Origin of the sequence: Hutsoniella sourekii ATCC 700629, from assembly GCF_000518205.1 — a bacterium.
In the GTDB taxonomy this organism is placed as follows: domain Bacteria; phylum Bacillota; class Bacilli; order Lactobacillales; family Aerococcaceae; genus Hutsoniella; species Hutsoniella sourekii.
This window is the reverse complement of record NZ_KI912399.1, coordinates 39,172-56,704: the sequence shown is the minus strand read 5'-3', so window position 1 is coordinate 56,704 and position 17,533 is coordinate 39,172. Positions and strand designations below refer to the sequence as shown.

Genomic DNA, 17,533 nt, shown 5'->3' with positions numbered 1-17,533 from the left:
CTAGGTCAATAATTAAAAGGAGAGATTAGATGTCACGTAAACCAATTATTGCGGGTAACTGGAAGATGAACAAGACAGCTAGCGAAGCGAAAGCTTTTGTAGAGGCTGTTAAAGACAAGCTTCCAAGTGCGGACAAGGTAGATTCAGTGGTGGGATCTCCTGCCCTTTTCCTAGAGACAATTAAGAAGGAAGCCGAAGGATCTGTTCTTCAAGCTGCCGCTCAAAACTGCTTCTGGGAAGATGAAGGAGCTTATACGGGTGAGACTAGTCCTAAGGCATTAGCTGACTTAGGGGTTGAATACGTTATTATCGGCCACTCTGAACGCCGTGAATACTTCGGTGAAACAGACGAAGAGATCAATAAGAAAGCACATGCCATCTTCAAGAATGGAATGACACCTATTATTTGTTGTGGTGAAACCCTTGAACAGCAAGAAGCGGGGGAAACTCAAGACTTCGTATCTGGTCAAGTTAAGGCTGCCTTGGAAGGTCTAAGTGAAGACCAAATTGCGAGCCTTGTGATTGCTTATGAGCCAATCTGGGCAATTGGAACGGGTAAATCTTCTTCAGCTGAACTAGCTAACGAGACTTGTGGCGTGGTTCGTGCAACTGTTGCGGAAGTAGCTGGTCAAGAATTGGCTGACAAGGTTCGTATTCAATACGGTGGATCTGTTAAACCAGAAAACATTGCTGAATACATGGCTCAAGAAAACATTGACGGAGCCTTAGTTGGTGGCGCTAGCTTACAAGCGGATTCATTCTTAGCTCTTTTGGAGGCGATTAATTAATGAGTAAAGCACCTGTTGCTTTAATAATATTAGATGGTTTTGCTATTCGGGATGAAGTAAAAGGGAACGCTGTCAAAGCAGCCAACAAGCCTAACTTCGACCGCTACTGGGCGGAATTTCCGCACAATCAATTGCGGGCCGATGGTGAACACGTAGGACTTCCAGAAGGTCAGATGGGGAACTCTGAAGTGGGGCATATGAATATTGGTGCGGGTCGGATTGTCTATCAATCCCTTTCCCGAATCAATAATGCCATCAAGGATGGATCTATCTATGAAGCGCCTGAGTTAGTTAAGGCCATTGACCGTGCCAAGGAATCAGGTAAGGCCCTTCACTTAATGGGCTTGGTGTCTGATGGTGGGGTTCACTCTCACTATGAACACCTCTTTGCCCTGGTTCGGATGGCTAAAGAACGCGGCTTAGACCGGGTCTTCATCCATGCCTTCTTAGATGGCCGTGATGTAGGTCCTTCTACCGCAGCTGGCTTTGTTCAAGACTTGCAAGATGTCTTGGATGAAGTGGGTGTTGGTAAGATTGCTTCTGTATCAGGTCGTTATTACGCCATGGACCGAGACAACCGTTGGGAACGGGTTCAACAAGCCTATGACGCGATTGTTCGTGGCCGTGGCCATGCGATCAGCGATGCGGTGGCTGGAATCAAGGATTCTTATGAGAAGGAAGTCTATGATGAATTCGTCGTACCTTTCTATATCGAAGAAGACGGCCAGCCGGTTGGAACCATTGAAGATGGCGACTCCGTAGTCTTCTTCAACTTCCGTCCAGACCGGGCTATCCAATTGTCTAAGGCTATTAGCCAACCGGAATTTGATGGTTTTGACGTTTCAGACCGTCCTGAAGACTTATACTTTGTGACCTTCACGCCTTATAGCGATGAAGTGCACGGTGATATTGTCTTCAAGAAGCAAGACTTGGTTAATACCATTGGTGAAGTCTTAGCCAAGGCTGGTAAGACTCAATTGCGGATCGCCGAAACAGAGAAGTATCCACACGTGACCTTCTTCATGTCAGGGGGCCGTCACGAGGAATTCGAAGGCGAAGAGCGTATCTTGATCCCTTCACCAAAGGTAGCCACCTATGACTTAAAACCAGAAATGTCTGCCTACGAAGTCAAGGATGCCTTGGTTGATAAGATCAATGAAGATACCATTGATGCCATCATCTTAAACTTCGCCAATCCAGATATGGTCGGGCACTCTGGTATGTTAGAACCAACCGTCAAGGCTATTGAAGCCGTGGATGAGTGTCTAGGTGAAGTGGTGGACTTGATCTTAGCTAAGGGTGGTGCAGCTATTATTACTGCTGACCACGGTAACTCAGATGAAGTGGTAGACCTAGAAGGTAACCCAATGACCGCTCACACAACCAACCCAGTTCCGGTCATTGTGACCAAAGAAGGTGTTGAATTGCGCGACGGCGGTATCTTAGCAGACCTAGCTCCAACCATGCTTGATCTACTAGGAGTTGACCAACCAGAAGAGATGACCGGTCAATCCATCATCAAACACTAATTGTTTCCAAATGTTTTTGCAATAACAGTCAAAAAAGCTTACAATGTAAGCAAACAGATAAAGGAGAAATAAAACTATGCCATTAATTACAAATGTTTATGCTCGTGAAGTATTGGACTCTCGCGGTAACCCAACAGTTGAAGTAGAAATCACAACTGATAGCGGTGCTTTTGGACGTGGAATCGTTCCTTCAGGTGCTTCTACAGGTGAACACGAAGCAGTTGAGTTACGTGATGGCGACAAAGACCGTTACTTAGGTAAGGGTGTAACGAAGGCAGTTGATAATGTTAACGAAGTCATTGCAGATGCTATTATCGGCCTTGATGTTCGTAACCAATTAGTGATCGACAAGATCATGATCGAATTAGACGGAACTGAAAACAAAGGTAAATTAGGAGCTAACGCTATTCTAGCGGTATCAATTGCTGCTGCTCGTGCTGCTGCTGATTACTCTGGTGTTCCTCTATACCACTACTTAGGTGGATTCAACACGAAAGTATTGCCTACACCAATGATGAACATTGTTAACGGTGGATCTCACTCAAGCGCTCCAATCGCTTTCCAAGAGTTCATGATCATGCCAGTTGGCGCTCCTACATTCAAGGAAGCTCTACGTTGGGGTGCAGAAGTATTCCACAACCTTGCTAAGATCCTTAAGGGACGTGGCTTGAATACAGCTGTTGGTGATGAAGGTGGATACGCTCCTGAATTCGATGGAACAGAAGACGCGATCGAAACAATCTTAGAAGCAATCCGTCAAGCAGGCCTAGAACCAGGTAAAGACGTTCGTTTAGCCCTTGACTGTGCCGCTTCAGAATTCTATGAAGATGGTGTATACGACTACACTAAATTCGAAGGTGAAGCTGGAGCTAAACGCAACTCTCAAGAACAAGCTGAATACCTTGCTGAATTAGTTGAAAAGTACCCAATCATCTCTATTGAAGATGGTATGGACGAAAATGACTGGGAAGGCTTTAAAGTCTTAACAGACCTAATCGGTGACAAGGTTCAATTAGTTGGGGACGACCTATTCGTAACTAACACTGACTACCTAGCACGTGGTATCAAAGAAGGCGTTGCTAACTCAATCCTAATCAAAGTTAACCAAATCGGTACTTTAACGGAAACCTTTGACGCGATTGAAATGGCTAAAGAAGCTGGTTACACAGCTGTTGTTTCTCACCGTTCAGGTGAAACAGAAGATTCAACCATTGCTGACATTGCGGTAGCAACAAACGCAGGTCAAATCAAGACTGGTTCACTTTCTCGTACTGACCGTATGGCTAAATACAATCAATTACTTCGCATCGAAGATGAATTAGGTGAATTAGCTCAGTACAACGGACTTGAAAGCTTCTACAACTTAGCTGATAAGTAATATTAATCGAATATAAATGAATAGACCAGGCAGGTGACTGCCTGGTCTATTTTTATCTATTCCCCGTTCTCTCCTAATAAATCTTTTCTCAACTGCACTACCTTTTCAAACACTGCTTGAGCGTATTGATTGCTGGTTTCGGTGAGCCATTGGAGGGCTGCTTGGGGATCTTCTTGGTACTTCTTCTTGATTTCTTGGCGCATGGATTCGTAGTCGGCGATACCCTTAGCTTCCATGTCCTTGATTTTGTCTTGGATGGGTTGGCGCATTTGCACTTCATCAGCCACCATGGCATTGAAGATTTCATGTGCATTCCAATAGAAGGAATCGGGATGAAATTGACGGGCGGATTCAACTTGATAAGCTGGAATGGTCTCTTGCATGCCAGCAAAAAATGGCAGGTAAGGGGAGGTTGTCGGGCTAGCCATCGCTAACCACATAGCTCCTGGAATTTCCTGGGGCATATCCGAATGGAGTTGGAAGATATGTCCTTGCATGGTGCCACTATTACCAATGGGATGCAGGGATTTTTTAGCTTTTTCGGGGTCTTGGTCGGCGCCAAAAGACTTGGGATTGTCAGAGGGTGTATAGTCCAATCCTTGAAAGCGATTACGCTGGAAAGCCATTAAATCTTTGATGGTTAGTTTATGGTTAACTGTTTTCATTTCTCTTAAAAATGGTAGGGTCTTGATATCGCGGTAATGCTTGATTAATTCTTCTTTGTTTAAGTTCTCCTTGAGAGGATTATCAGCCTCGGGATCTAATTGATAAACACCTGCCCAATAGCGGCTGATGGTATCAGTAGACACTTCGGTGGCATAAGAGGAAGCTACTTGGATGCGTCCCTCTTGGTCCGTTACTAGGCTATTAGCTTGTTTAGCTGTTTTGATGAGATCTTTTGAAGCGCTGTATTGATCAGGTTTGTCTAAGTCTATATCTTGGATAAACAAAGAATTAGGAAAGACAGCATATTTATCTTTAGGCATCTTCATTGCCACATATTGGTGGCCAGAGAGGACTTCCATATACCAAGCCTGGTCTTTATCAGCAATCATTAAGCCCATTCCTTCAGAGGCTCCCTGCTCCTTTAAGCTTGTATCAAGCAGCTCAAAGGCTTCTTCTACTGAAGTGGCCTGGCCCAGTAAATAATTAGTAATCATGGTTTCATTTAAGCCGTCTTTGAGGAAGGGGTCGACCTGTTGGATTTTACGATTGGTATAAGTTGTCACGGTTGCATCAATGGCTAAGCCTTTTTCGTTGAATCCAGCCGATTGATACAGGCCAATATGGGGTTGTGATTCTAATTCATCCGGAAGCGCCATATACTGGAGAGAGTCACGCTTAGCGGTGTAGTTAAAGATATTATTAGTAGCTGGATTCGTTACTGTCTCACCTTTTTTTACTTGTCCTCTTGGAAAAATTTTAAAGCGTTGGTTATGGTATTGTTCCAGATCAACGGTTCGAGCAAACATGGTACTGCCATCATTGGTGAGGTCACTGCCAACATAGACTCCCGTACAAGCTTGGGCCATGGGAGCTATCAGGAGTCCCCACAGGCAAGCGGCTGCTAGCATTAATTTATGTTTTTTCATGATGTTTCTCCTTTATTCTACTATTGGATTAGAAGTTGTGGCTAAAAAGTATCACGTAAGCTTAATAGAAGCAATGAATAATCAATGAAAAGATTCATAAAAATCAAGCAGTTGGAGCCTTCTTTCACAATGAGATTCGTAGTTTAGTCGTTAAAAATTCTTAAATCGCTTACATGTTATTCACACGTCTTTGTTTAGAATTAGCTATAATGAAGCCAGTAAAAGAAAGCGAGGAACCTATATGACCTATAAGCGATTAGTTACAGCCCTCATGTTGGGCCTTAGTGTGGCCGGTGTGTCCAGCCACGCGGGTCCAGCCTTGGCTGAAGAGATGTCTGTTGAAGCCCAAGGAAACGCAGTGGTCTCTGAGGAGGCAGCTGTAACAAGCGAACCGACAGCAAGTCAAGCAGGCCAAGAAAGTGAAGCGACTGGCGAAGCTATGCAAGCTCCTGCTGGAGCAATTGTCACCAGTGAGCAAGCACCGAGTGCTGATCCGGTTGACCCAGAAGATTTGGCAGAGATCAAGGATTATGGCCATAAGCTTACTGTTAAAGGCAAGCAAATGAATGTCTATGAAGCGGGTGATAAAAGCAAACCAACCCTGCTTTTTATGCCGGGAATGAGTGAATACAGCCAAGTCTTAACTCATAAGAATTTGATCGACCGATTAGCAAAGAAATACCATGTAGTAGTTGTAGAACCTTTCGGTTATGGACTAAGCGATATGACCGATGAGCCGAGAACCACTGAAAATATTGTCTCCGAATTAAATGAGTCAATTGAGCAATTAGGCTTAGACAAGGTCACCCTAGTGGCGCACTCCATGTCGGGTATTTACGCTGCCCAATATGCTAAATACCACCCCGAAAAAGTGGCGGGTGTTATCGGTATTGACTCCAGTACGCCGATGATGAACGGTGGTCAAGAAGTGACATTTATGGCAGCTGGTAGCGAAGATATTCGTTCAGAGTTGCAGTATCTGCCAACAATTCCTGATGTGGATGCTGATGTCAACGAACAATACAAGGCCCTAGCTTACATATTAGCAGGAAACTCAACTGTTACCGATGAAATCCAGCGATCCAACCAAAACTTAAAAGATGCTGAAAGCTTAAAAATACCAAAACAAGTACCAGCGATGTACTTATTGGCAGAAGACTCGGCTCGTGATATGGAAATGCGCCGGGAAGGAATACCACAAATCACCGAATCATGGGAAGACCAACACAAGTCTCTATCCGAAGATCCAGAAAACGTTCAAGTTCATACTCTAGAAGGGGATCATTTACTGTACTTGACTCAATATGAGGAAATGGCCCGTTTGATTGATGAGTTTGTCCAAGCGCATGTGACCGCTTAGCTAGCTGACTAGTGTCGTCACTATAATTTTTCTTACAGTTTGAACTGATCCCCTAAAGTGGTCGCTCTGAGCCTAACTTTAGGGGGTCTGTTTATTTTGTGAGGGTGTGTTTAGGATTACCTGTGTCTAGTTTTTTAATTTTTTATAAGGACGAATGAATTCAATCTGACCTTTCTCAGCTGATTTATCAATTTTATCACTTTTTAATAGTGTGAGAGCAGTCCATAAATTATTGAGAAGGATGATATAGATTAGATAAGTTTAATATAAAGATTATTAAGTTGTTCGGTTCATAGAATATAAATAATAAGACCAGTTGTATAACTTGACTTGGGGGCTAAACTAAGGGATACTCATAGCTTCAGTGTTAATGTTTTATTGAGGTATAGGGAATATGCTATAATTAAGACTAGTGATGATTAGTGAGGGAGGGGAGTGACTAGATGATCCGATTACTTTCAAGCAAGGACCGGCGACAGTTAGAGATAATTAATGTTTTCCGTAAGGAGCCGCACGCTTATTATACTTATCAAGACCTAGCGAACTTGTTAGGGTGTGCCAAGGGAACCATCATGACGGATTTAACCGATATCCGCCGGCTTTTTGGTGATCAGGTAACCATCTTGCAATCTGGGGCCGGGGTGAACTTGGAGTTCCACCGTGACGTACCCGATAGCTTTTATTTTAGACGCTTTAGCCAGCAGTCGATCAACTTCCGCATTCTCAATGAATTGCTCTACCATACGGGTCAACCCGTCGAGTCAGTGAGTCAGAAGCTCTTCGTCTCGCGCAGTTCCATCTATCGGGCAGTCAAGCAGATCAATGACTTTGCTAGAGCTATTGATCTGGACCTGGAAGTAACTACTTCACCACTGGGGATTAAGGGGTCAGAATTATTGGTACGCTTGGCGGGTCCATTCTTTATTACCCACTTCTATTCGGTGGTTGATTGGCCTTTCCAACATATTAGCTTGGAGGAAGCTATCCGACTCTACCAATTAATGGCTAGTCAATCGCCCTATCTGAAGGTTTTCACCTCGAATCCCTTGGTCTATATTCAAATCGCCTTCAACTTTGAAAGTTATGTATTAGGTTTTAAGTTGGATTCGCAGGAGTGGACCATTTCTAATCAGAAGTTGCAGGCCCTATTAGAAGGGCAGGACTTGTTTGCTAATTTAACGGCTCAGGACCGCGACTATCCCTTGATGGAAGTGATCCCTCAAGTGGTGCCGGGTCTGGTGGGGGATTCGACCATGATTAATATCGACCAATTAGAGCGTAATTATCAAGACCAACCTGAGGCTCTACAAGCGATTGCTAACTTTCAATTGGAGATGAAGAGACTCAAGAGAGCTTATGACTTCCAGGTAGTTGATGAGTCCGATATGCAGTTGATTGCCTTGACGATCTATAACTTGTGCCGGATTGTCCATGGAACCATTAATATTATTGTCGATGATCCGATTGCCCATGAGAGTAACTTAGTGGAAGAAATCGGGGAGATCAATCCTACCTATCTAAGGGACGTACAAGTGGCAATCGAGACCTTTGTCCATGAATTAGGAGTCACTATGCCACGAGAAGAGCATATTACCCAAACGCTGGTCTTCTATTACTTGTTGATCTGGCCAAATACAATCAAGGAATTGAGTAAAGATCGGGTCATCGACCTTTTAATCTATACCGGTAATTATCATTATGATTTGGAATACAAGGCTGCCCTTGAACCGACGATCAAGAACTTTGTCAATGTCCACGTCCAACATCAGCCCTTGAACTGGCAAGAATTATCCCGGGATAATCCTTATCAGATCATTATGTCTAGTTATTATCTACCTGAATCGATTCCTAGTCGGGTCTACTATATTAAGGCCATGCCTGATGCCGAGACCTATTCTTGGATCTACCAGGCCGCCCAAGAAATCTTAGGCCCCGATGATTACTTATAAACCGACTGATTGCTGACCCTTTACGGGGCCAGCTTTTTTCTTTGTCAGGGAAGTTCTTCTTGCTATGTAAGCGAATACATGATAAACTTTAGTCAAACTTGTCTAGACAAGCGTCTATCATTAAGGAGGAGAGAGTATGGGGAAGTTTGATCAAGATGCCAAAGAGCTCTTGCGGTTAGTCGGAGGCGACGATAATATTCAAGCGGTCACTCATTGTGCCACGCGGATGCGCTTTGCCTTGAAGGATAATGACCAAGCAGATATTGAAGGGATTGAGTCCCTGAAGTCGGTGAAGGGGACTTTCACTCAAGCCGGTCAATTCCAAGTGATTGTTGGTAATGATGTGGCGGATTTCTATCAAGATTTCGCCAAGTATTCGAGTGCGAGTGCCGGTTCCAAAGAAGACGTCAAGCAGGCTGCTGAAAGCAACCAAGTCTGGTGGCAGCGCCTGATGGCTTTCTTGGCTGAGGTGTTTGCGCCTATTATTCCAGCTATTATTTGTGGGGGATTGATTCTAGGCTTTCGTAATATTTTAGAAGGGGTCGGCTTTTCTGCCTTGGGTCAACAAGTAGTTGACGGGGTCGCCCAAGTAACGGCGGAAGGAGAACCAATCTGGAACCGGATTGTTGATGTTTCACCCTTCTGGGCAGGGGTTAACTCTTTCTTATGGTTACCAGGTGAAGCGATTTTCCACTTCTTACCAGTCGGGATTACTTGGTCGGTGACGCGTAAGTTAGGGACCACTCAGATCCTAGGGATTGTCCTAGGGATTACCCTGGTCTCACCGCAACTCTTGAACGCTTATGGGGCAGCAGGGGCTCTTGCTAGTGGGGAGGTGCCTCAGTGGGACTTTGGCTTCTTCCAATTAGATATGATTGGCTATCAAGCTCAAGTCTTACCGGCTATGTTTGCTGGAGTGGCCTTGTCCTACTTGGAACGCTTCTGGCGCCGGGTGGTTCCAGAGTATTTATCGATGATTCTGGTTCCCTTCCTCTCGCTTCTACCAGCGGTGATCCTAGCTCATACTGTACTGGGTCCAGTGGGCTGGTGGTTGGGTGACTTGATTTCCAAGGTGGTGCTAGCTGGCCTAGAAGGTTCCTTCAAGTGGGCCTTTGGCTTTATCTTTGGGGCCCTTTATTCCCCATTAGTTATTACGGGACTGCACCATATGACCAATGCCATCGACAGTCAGTTGATTGCCGATACAGGAACCACTGGCTTGTGGCCGATGATTGCCTTGTCAAATATTGCCCAAGGATCTGCCGTTCTAGCTGTCTGGTGGTTGACCCGCCAAGACGCTGAAGAAAGCCAGATTACCATTCCTTCAGCCATTTCTGCTTATTTGGGAGTCACGGAACCGGCCATGTTCGGGGTAACCTTGAAGTATGTCTATCCCTTTGTGGCAGCTATGATTGGGTCCGGTCTAGCGGGTCTAATCTCAACGACCTTTGGTATCCAGTCTAATTCGATCGGGGTCGGAGGCCTACCCGGCTTCCTGGTGATCCACTTGGATTCAATGGCCATGTTCTTTGTTGCTATGGCGGTAGCTTTAGTGGTCCCTTTTGTCTTAACGCTTGCCTTCTATAAGGCTGGCTTCTTAACGGACAAGGGGATTGACTTCAAGATTCCATTCTTTAATAAATAATTGACGCTTAGATTGATTGAGGCCCGAACCAGCAGACGCGCTTGGCTCGGGCCTTGCTTCGAGGAGGAAAGAATATGACAAAAGAAACAATGACCATCTACCAGGCTTATCCTAAGTCTTTTAAAGATACAACCGGCGATGGGATGGGGGATATCCAAGGGGTTATCCAAAGTTTGGATTACTTGGAGCGCTTGGGGATTGATATGATCTGGCTGAACCCCTTCTACCCATCTCCCCAGTATGATAATGGCTATGATATTAGTGATTACACGGCGGTTGACCCCCGTTATGGGACCCTGGAAGATGTAGACCAATTGATCCAGGAAGCGGATAAGCGGGGCATTGGGATTATGCTAGACATGGTCTTAAATCATTGCTCCACCTACCATGACTGGTTCCAAAAAGCCCTAGCTGGCGATAAATACTACCAAGACTTCTTTTATTTGAAGCCGGCTAAGCCGGATGGTAGCCTGCCGACTAATTGGGAGTCCAAGTTTGGTGGGCCTGCTTGGGAGCCTTTTGGGGAGACGGACCTCTATTACTTAAGGCTCTACGACCTGCATCAGGCTGACCTGAATTGGCATAACCCCCATGTTCGCCAGGCTCTCTATGAAGTGGTTCGTTTCTGGTTGGACCGAGGGGTCAAAGGCTTGCGCTTTGATGTTTTGAATGTGATTGGTAAGGTTGACTTTGTCGATAGTCAAGAGCCCGGCAGTGCCCAGGAGAAGGCCCTCTATACGGATACGCCGATCGTCCATGAGTGGGTTCAGGAGTTGAAGCGAGAGACCTTTGGACAATATGAAGGGATTGTCACTGTCGGCGAGATGTCCTCAACCAGTGTCGCTGAGGGGATCAAGTACACGGCTCCCCAACGCGAGGAATTGGATATGATCTTCAGCTTCCACCACCTTAAGGTAGACTACCAAGAAGGGGACAAGTGGACGCAGATGCCTTTTGACTTCCTGGAATTAAAGCGGATCTTGGATGAATGGCAAGTGGGGATGTCCAGAGAGGGAGGGTGGAATGCTCTCTTCTGGAACAACCATGACCAACCCAGAGCCAACAGTCGCTTCGGGGATGTGGTTAACTATCCTTATGAGACGGCGACCATGCTAGCAACGGCCATTCACTTGATGCGAGGAACGCCTTATGTTTACCAGGGAGAAGAGATTGGGATGACCAACCCTGATTATTCTACCATTGAGGCTTTCCAAGACATTGAGACCTTGAACAATTACCAGATTCTCTTGGACAAGGGAGTCAGCGAGTCTGAAGCATTGGCGATTATCCAAGCCAAGTCTCGTGACAATTCCAGAAGCCCGATGCAGTGGTCCGCTGGAGCCCACGCGGGCTTCACCACCGGTCAGCCCTGGCTAGCAGTTGCTGATAATTATTCAACTATTAATGTTGAGCAAGCCTTAGCCGAAGAAGACGGCATCTTTGCCTACTACCAGAACCTAATCCAGTTGCGTAAGGACTATCCGGTGATCAGCCAAGGGTCTTACCGTAGCCTCTTCCTAGACCACCCATCAATCATGGGCTACATTCGAGAAGACGAGAACCAGCAATTACTCCTGCTAGCTAACTTCTACGGCGACCCTGTTCAGGTTGACCTGAGTGACTTCCAAGTCGACTTGGCTTGGCGTAAATTGATTGGGAATGGACCAGTAGAAGATTTAACGGATAGGCTTGAGTTGGAACCGTATGAAGTTGTAGCTTTTATCAGGGAAAAATAAGCTCGGTTAGAAAAAGCGAGAATTTGCCAGTATAACTAAAAAATTAAGCAAAAGAATAACACTCCTTAAGGTTAGTAGAGTGACCCCCTAAAGTAGGACCAAGAAATCCAACTTTAGGGGGTCAGTTCATTTTATCTAACTTTAAGGAGTATTTTTGATATCGGTTTGACTATCTTAATACTTGCGTCGCCGGGCGAATTCCTTGAAGGAGAAGTGATCCAGGGCGTGGTGAGAAGTGGTGTATTGGAAGAAGCGGTTGTCGGTTAGGTAGACATAGCTGATTACGTCCATGACATAGTCGGTAGCTGTTAGCTTCATGGCAGCTTGGGAATAGCTATCTGCTGTCTGGGCCTTGAATTCCTTGAGGGCATAGGCAATATCCAGCCCTAGGTCGCCTTCAAAGTAGTCATAAATCGAATCTTCAGCCCGGTCATTGGGGATAGATTCAACGATGGTCTGGCGAATATAATCTTCATCGACAATCACCACCTGCCCCTCTTGGCTTCGGCTCCTAACAAGGTGGATGAATTTATCACCGGGGCTCACACTGGGGACCTGGTCCAGGATAAAGGAAGGCGCATCAACGACTTCATTCACTAAGACTTGGGTCTGGGTCTGGACGCCTTGATGAGCTTGGACCTCCTTGTAGCTAACCAGGCCACTGACCGGCAAGTTATTGGTGTGTCCCCAGTCTAGCACCACGGAACCATAGCCTTGTTGCTTATGGATCGCTCCTTGGTCGGTTAGAATGCGCAAGGCCCGGCGGATGGTCTCACGGGAGACTTGATAGTGATCAGCCAGCTGGTGTTCGCTAGGTAAGACTTGGCCAGCGGGATAGGTCCGGTCTTGAATCTTCGCTTGAATATCTTGGGCAATACGTTCGAATTTGTGCATCCAATCACTCCTTTCTGACAATACCAGTATTATAACATGTCTGGACTTGAAGAGAAACGATCGACACACATGGGCCGACAGGATTATCTTATTGCAAAAAAAGATGAGCCTATCAAATGCTCATCTCTCTGGCTTGATTATTTGGATTGGTTCTCGTAAGAACAAGTGGATGATTGCAGTTCCAATTGAAATCTGCTGACTCACTTGTAATAAAAATATAACAAGCCAGTTTTTATTCGGCTTCATCACCCTAGTCCTTATTCATCTGGTATGGTGATAAGTGACCGTCCACCATTTGGTAGACCCGGTCACAAGATTCGATCAAACGTAAGTCATGGGTGACCATGATAATGGCTTTTTGGTGGTTTTTAGCTTGTTGGCTGAGAATATCCACCACTTCGTAAGCCTTTTGCGTATCCAAACTAGCGGTTGGTTCATCAGCCAAGATAATCGCGGGGTTATTGTAGAGGGCACGTGCAATTGCGACCCGTTGTCTTTCACCACCAGATAGGTCTTCAGGATACTTATCCACTAAGTCACTAACACCTAGTTCCTCCAATAGGGCCGGACCATCCGCTTTAGCGCTTCGCGGATCCACCCGGTCCACTAATTCTAATTGTTGGCCCACCTTAAGAAAGGGGATTAGGTTAGACGCTTGCAAGATAAAGCCAATTTGTTGAAAACGGGCTTGCGAACGCTTCTTATCCGGCAGAGAATAAAAGTCTTGACCATCAATGAAGACTTGCCCAGAACTTGGCGTTTGCAGACCGCCCATAATCGTTAGCAAGGTCGACTTACCTGATCCGGAAGGGCCGATAATAGCGACAAATTCCCCAGCTGACACTTCTAAGTCAACCGGATGAAGGGCTTGAATTTCTTTGGAACCATCTTTAAATTTTTTGCTGATGGCTTTTAATTGGATTGCTGACATAGACGCCTCCTAACTAATGGCGGACAAGGGATCGATCTTGACAATGGATCGAACCGAGAAGAGTCCGGCTACAATGGCGATGAAAATTAGGGCAAGCGAGGTTCCTAGTAAGAAAGCCACATTATTCTGATAAGGAACCGCAACGGGAAGCAAGTAAGAAGAGCCCAGGGTCGCTAGTAAAGCTAAGACCACTCCGGTAAGGGCCAGAATAAAGGTTTGGGCAATCACCGACTTGGAAATAAAGCCTGAAGAGATTCCTTGAGCCTTCATTACACCAAAGACTGCCTGCTTCTGCATAGTGAGGACATAGATAAAAATACCCACTACAACTGCCGCAATTAATACCAAGAAGCCAATCATAAAGGCAAAGGTCATATTTTGAGCGGCGTAACCCGGTAAGGATTGGATAAAGTCTTGAATCGGAACAGTACTTAAGCTTTCAGGTACTTGCTGGACCTGGCCTTGAACAACAATCGCATTTACTAAGTTCGCTGATGGGCTTCCAGAAGGACCTGCGATCAACGATTGATAATCTGTTAATCTCATATAGATAACAGGCCCGACGCTGTATTTGGCTTGGTCGGTAAAGCCGGAGATAGTGACTGCCTGGTCAGTGTTTGATAATTGAATCTGATCGCCTACTTGATAGCCTAATTCATCCTTCATTGAGCGGTCAACCACAACATCGTTGACTTGCTGAGGGGCATGGCCTTCAATCAAGTTAGGCGTTAGAAAGCTGCCTTCCTCAACACCAAAAATCGTCACACTTTCCTTGGCTTGAGGGTCGTCAGTCGGGCTAGCTATCGCTTGACTTTGAGCGAGCAAGGCTTGATTGTCCGCTTGGACTTCTTCTGCTAGCGAAGCGTCAAAGCGCGACAAGGTCAAACGCTGGTCACTAGCTTCATCCATGAGGACATAATCCGCTTGCCATTTATCGACGGCCATGCGATTCTCCTGGGCAAGACCATAGGCTAGACCTGTTAAGAAAAACACCAAATAGGCAATCAAAAAGATCAAACTGGTAACCAAGATATATCTCAACTTGTCATGCCTAATTTCATTGAAGGCTAAAAACATAATTTTGCTCCTATCTTTTGGAATGAGCCAATTGTACCCTTACAGCGCTTGATTGTCTTGTCGAATGCTCATCAGCGAGTGGTTCTAGTTATCAATAAACAATCGAAAAATCAGGCACTTTTTTACAAACTAGCTTGCTATACAAGTAGCGATGTCTGCTAGTCTGATTGAGTGCCCGATTTTTTCGCTCGGCTTTACTTCATGTTGTTCTTGTAGTTTCGATAAAACAATCTGAATTATTTTGCTCGTTCAAGGAAGAGTCATCCGTCCACTGAACCAAGACCTTCGCTATTTACCTAGTGTGAAATAGGGATCAGCGATCAACAAATACATTGATCAATCGAAACGCTTATGTATAGAAGACAATGACTTAGTCTCTAGTATGCCAGATGTCCTCTTCGTATTGCTGGATGGTCCGGTCACTGGAGAAGTAGCCGGCCTTAGCGATGTTGACGAGGGTCTTTTGGTACCAAGAGCGACTGTCTTGGTAGGCTAGGTAGGCTTCTTCCTTGCATTGGATAAAGTCTTCCAGGTCAATGAGAGCCATGAACCAGTCCTTGGTGGTGATATCTTGGTGCAAGCGTTCCAAGCGGTCGGCTTGGCCGATAGCCATCATTTCTGGGCCAACAATAAAGTCGACTAAAGGTTGGATGGCTGGGCGTTGGTAGTAAGCCTGAGCATCATAGTCGCCACTGGCGTAGAGGTCGACGATTTCCTGGCTGGACTTACCAAAGATAAAGATATTGTCCTCACCGACGAGGTTGGCAATCTCCACATTGGCGCCGTCCAAAGTACAGACGGTCAAGGCTCCATTAAGCATGAACTTCATGTTACCTGTTCCGCTGGCTTCCTTGGAAGCTAGGGAGATTTGTTCAGAGATATCCGCAGCGGTTACCAGTTTTTCACAGGCGGTGACGTTATAGTTCTCGACCATAATGACTTGCAGGTAAGGACTGACGTCTGGGTCCTTGGCAATCAGTTCAGATAAGTTCAAGATCAGATGGATAATATCTTGGGCGATAATATAAGCAGGGGCTGCCTTACCACCAAAGATAATCGTAATCGGGCTGGTTGGTAGGTTACCGGCCTTGATGTCCAAGTATTTATGGATAATATACAAGGCCAGCATTTGTTGGCGCTTGTATTCATGGAATCGCTTGATTTGAACATCGATAATAGCATTCTCATGCAGGGTGACGCCTTGGTTATCATACAAGAACTCTTTAAGGGCTTCCTTGTTGCTCTCTTTGATTTGCTTGATTTGTTCCAAGGTGTCCAGGTCATCCTGGTAGTCCAAGAGTCCAGTAAAGTCATGGTCAAGCCGCCAATTATTGCTTAACTTGTCGTCAAATAAGTCGCACAAGCCAGGATTAGCTGCCATCAACCAGCGACGGAAGGTGATTCCGTTGGTCTTGTTGTTGAATTTATCTGGGTAGATTAGATAAAAATCATGCAACTCACTATCCTTGAGAATGTCGGTATGAAGGGCTGCAACCCCGTTGACACTCTTGGAGAAGTGAATAGCAATATGAGCCATATGCGCCCGGTCATCCGCGTCGATCACTTGAACGGCTGCTTGGTCTGGGAACTTGGCTTGAATGACTTGGTCTAATTGACGGATAATCGCAGCAATCTCAGGGATCACCGCTTCAATATAAGCCATTGGCCATTTTTCCAAGGCTTCGGCTAGGATGGTATGGTTGGTGAAGGCCACGGTCTTGGTGACTGCCTCCAAGGCTTCTTCAAAGCTTAAGTCATGGTTTTGGGTTAAGAGGCGGATAAATTCAGGAATAATGAAGGCTGGGTGGGTGTCGTTGATTTGAACTACGGCATACTCATCCAAGTCCTTCAAGTTGCTACCCTTGGCTAGGGATTCATCGATAATGAGTTGAGCGGCGTTGGAGACCATGAAGTATTGTTGGTAGATCCGCAACAATTCACCAGCTTGGTCAGAGTCATCTGGATATAAGAAGAGGGTCAAGTTCTTCTTGATGGCCTCCTTGTCAAAGTGGATCGACTCGCCTTCAATGATCGCCTCATCCACACTATCCAAGTCAAAAAGACGCAGGCGGTTCTTACTTGCCTGTTGGTAGCCCGGGACATCAATCTCATAAAGCGTCGACTTCAAGGTAAAATCCTTGAAGGGAACCGGATAAGAGATAGTGCTCGGCTTCAACCAAGTCGGCTGGTCCAACCAAGCATCAGGTCGGCTGGCTTGTTGGTTGTCCTTGAAGACCTGACGGAAAAGTCCGAAGTGGTAGTTCAAACCGACCCCGTCACCATTGATTTCCAGACTAGCAATAGAGTCGAGGAAGCAGGCCGCCAAGCGTCCCAGTCCGCCGTTACCTAGTGAGGGTTCTTTCTCAGCTTTTTCAACGTCGTGAAGGGACTGGCCGTTAGCTTCCAGGACGGCTTGGACCTCATCGTAGCAACCCAAGTTCAGTAAGTTACTGGTTAACAATTTACCGATTAGGAATTCGGCTGAGATATAGTAGAGCTTGCGCTTGGACTGGTTGAGGGGTTGGGCTTGGGTCTGGTCTTGGACAAAGTCTAAGAGAACCTTGTAGACTTCTTGATCCGATAAGTCCTTCAAGGGACGGTCAAAAGTAGCGAGGGCTAATTCTTCAATTCGATGCATAATAATCTCCTTCTAT

At 45.7% G+C, this 17,533-nt stretch carries 12 protein-coding genes; 7 read left to right on the top strand and 5 right to left on the bottom strand.

The window, feature by feature from the left end:
- The first annotated feature begins 29 nt into the window (after nucleotides 1-29).
- From tpiA to eno, 3 genes are all read left to right on the top strand, one after another.
- Complete coding sequence (gene tpiA / locus T408_RS0109195; protein ID WP_028119650.1) at nucleotides 30-788, top strand: triose-phosphate isomerase; 759 nt, start codon at nucleotides 30-32, stop codon at nucleotides 786-788.
- Nucleotides 788-2,317 (top strand): 2,3-bisphosphoglycerate-independent phosphoglycerate mutase, encoded by a 1,530-nt coding sequence (gpmI, locus tag T408_RS0109190; RefSeq protein WP_028119649.1) that lies wholly within the window; start codon nucleotides 788-790, stop codon nucleotides 2,315-2,317. The genes tpiA and gpmI overlap by 1 nt, the downstream gene beginning before the upstream one ends.
- Nucleotides 2,318-2,393: 76 nt before the next feature.
- A complete protein-coding gene (gene eno, locus T408_RS0109185) occupies nucleotides 2,394-3,695 on the top strand; it encodes a phosphopyruvate hydratase (protein WP_028119648.1) in 1,302 nt (433 codons plus the stop codon).
- A 56-nt stretch (nucleotides 3,696-3,751) separates the two neighbouring features.
- On the opposite strand, the gene T408_RS0109180 is transcribed toward eno, so the two are convergent.
- Complete coding sequence (locus tag T408_RS0109180) at nucleotides 3,752-5,287, bottom strand: C69 family dipeptidase (protein ID WP_028119647.1); 1,536 nt, start codon at nucleotides 5,285-5,287, stop codon at nucleotides 3,752-3,754.
- Nucleotides 5,288-5,528: 241 nt separating this feature from the next.
- On the opposite strand from T408_RS0109180, the gene T408_RS11425 reads away from it, so the two are divergent.
- The 4 genes from T408_RS11425 to treC all read left to right on the top strand — a co-directional run bounded on the left by T408_RS11425 (nucleotide 5,529) and on the right by treC (nucleotide 11,977).
- A complete protein-coding gene (locus T408_RS11425; protein WP_035420563.1) occupies nucleotides 5,529-6,647 on the top strand; it encodes an alpha/beta fold hydrolase in 1,119 nt (372 codons plus the stop codon).
- A gap of 443 nt (nucleotides 6,648-7,090) precedes the next feature.
- On the top strand, nucleotides 7,091-8,596 hold the full coding sequence (locus T408_RS0109170; protein WP_028119646.1) for a helix-turn-helix domain-containing protein: 1,506 nt from the start codon (nucleotides 7,091-7,093) through the stop codon (nucleotides 8,594-8,596).
- 136 nt (nucleotides 8,597-8,732) lie between these two features.
- The gene (gene treP, locus T408_RS0109165; RefSeq protein WP_028119645.1) at nucleotides 8,733-10,241 is read left to right on the top strand and encodes a PTS system trehalose-specific EIIBC component; all 1,509 of its coding nucleotides are present in this window, start codon (nucleotides 8,733-8,735) and stop codon (nucleotides 10,239-10,241) included.
- Between the two features lie 74 nt (nucleotides 10,242-10,315).
- Nucleotides 10,316-11,977: an alpha,alpha-phosphotrehalase gene (gene treC / locus T408_RS0109160; protein WP_028119644.1), complete on the top strand. Its 1,662-nt coding sequence runs from the start codon at nucleotides 10,316-10,318 to the stop codon at nucleotides 11,975-11,977.
- 174 nt (nucleotides 11,978-12,151) lie between these two features.
- Here the strand turns inward: treC and treR are convergent, their stop codons facing one another.
- From treR to glgP, 4 genes are all read right to left on the bottom strand, one after another.
- Complete coding sequence (treR, locus tag T408_RS0109155; RefSeq protein WP_028119643.1) at nucleotides 12,152-12,871, bottom strand: trehalose operon repressor; 720 nt, start codon at nucleotides 12,869-12,871, stop codon at nucleotides 12,152-12,154.
- A 250-nt stretch (nucleotides 12,872-13,121) separates the two neighbouring features.
- The gene (locus T408_RS0109150) at nucleotides 13,122-13,802 is read right to left on the bottom strand and encodes an ABC transporter ATP-binding protein (RefSeq protein ID WP_028119642.1); all 681 of its coding nucleotides are present in this window, start codon (nucleotides 13,800-13,802) and stop codon (nucleotides 13,122-13,124) included.
- A gap of 9 nt (nucleotides 13,803-13,811) precedes the next feature.
- Complete coding sequence (locus T408_RS0109145; RefSeq protein ID WP_028119641.1) at nucleotides 13,812-14,879, bottom strand: ABC transporter permease; 1,068 nt, start codon at nucleotides 14,877-14,879, stop codon at nucleotides 13,812-13,814.
- 370 nt (nucleotides 14,880-15,249) lie between these two features.
- Nucleotides 15,250-17,517: a glycogen/starch/alpha-glucan family phosphorylase gene (glgP, locus tag T408_RS0109140; RefSeq protein WP_028119640.1), complete on the bottom strand. Its 2,268-nt coding sequence runs from the start codon at nucleotides 17,515-17,517 to the stop codon at nucleotides 15,250-15,252.
- Nucleotides 17,518-17,533 lie beyond the last annotated feature (16 nt).

Bases quoted from the DNA above. Each gene is read 5' to 3' on its own strand.
- T408_RS0109145 (WP_028119641.1), bottom strand. From the start codon at position 14,879: ATGTTTTTAGCCTTCAATGAAATTAGGCATGACAAGTTGAGATATATC.
- treP (WP_028119645.1), top strand. From the start codon at position 8,733: ATGGGGAAGTTTGATCAAGATGCCAAAGAGCTCTTGCGGTTAGTCGGA.
- treC (WP_028119644.1), top strand. From the start codon at position 10,316: ATGACAAAAGAAACAATGACCATCTACCAGGCTTATCCTAAGTCTTTT.
- T408_RS0109150 (WP_028119642.1), bottom strand. From the start codon at position 13,802: ATGTCAGCAATCCAATTAAAAGCCATCAGCAAAAAATTTAAAGATGGT.
- eno (WP_028119648.1), top strand. From the start codon at position 2,394: ATGCCATTAATTACAAATGTTTATGCTCGTGAAGTATTGGACTCTCGC.
- tpiA (WP_028119650.1), top strand. From the start codon at position 30: ATGTCACGTAAACCAATTATTGCGGGTAACTGGAAGATGAACAAGACA.
- T408_RS11425 (WP_035420563.1), top strand. From the start codon at position 5,529: ATGACCTATAAGCGATTAGTTACAGCCCTCATGTTGGGCCTTAGTGTG.
- gpmI (WP_028119649.1), top strand. From the start codon at position 788: ATGAGTAAAGCACCTGTTGCTTTAATAATATTAGATGGTTTTGCTATT.
- T408_RS0109180 (WP_028119647.1), bottom strand. From the start codon at position 5,287: ATGAAAAAACATAAATTAATGCTAGCAGCCGCTTGCCTGTGGGGACTC.
- T408_RS0109170 (WP_028119646.1), top strand. From the start codon at position 7,091: ATGATCCGATTACTTTCAAGCAAGGACCGGCGACAGTTAGAGATAATT.
- treR (WP_028119643.1), bottom strand. From the start codon at position 12,871: ATGCACAAATTCGAACGTATTGCCCAAGATATTCAAGCGAAGATTCAA.
- glgP (WP_028119640.1), bottom strand. From the start codon at position 17,517: ATGCATCGAATTGAAGAATTAGCCCTCGCTACTTTTGACCGTCCCTTG.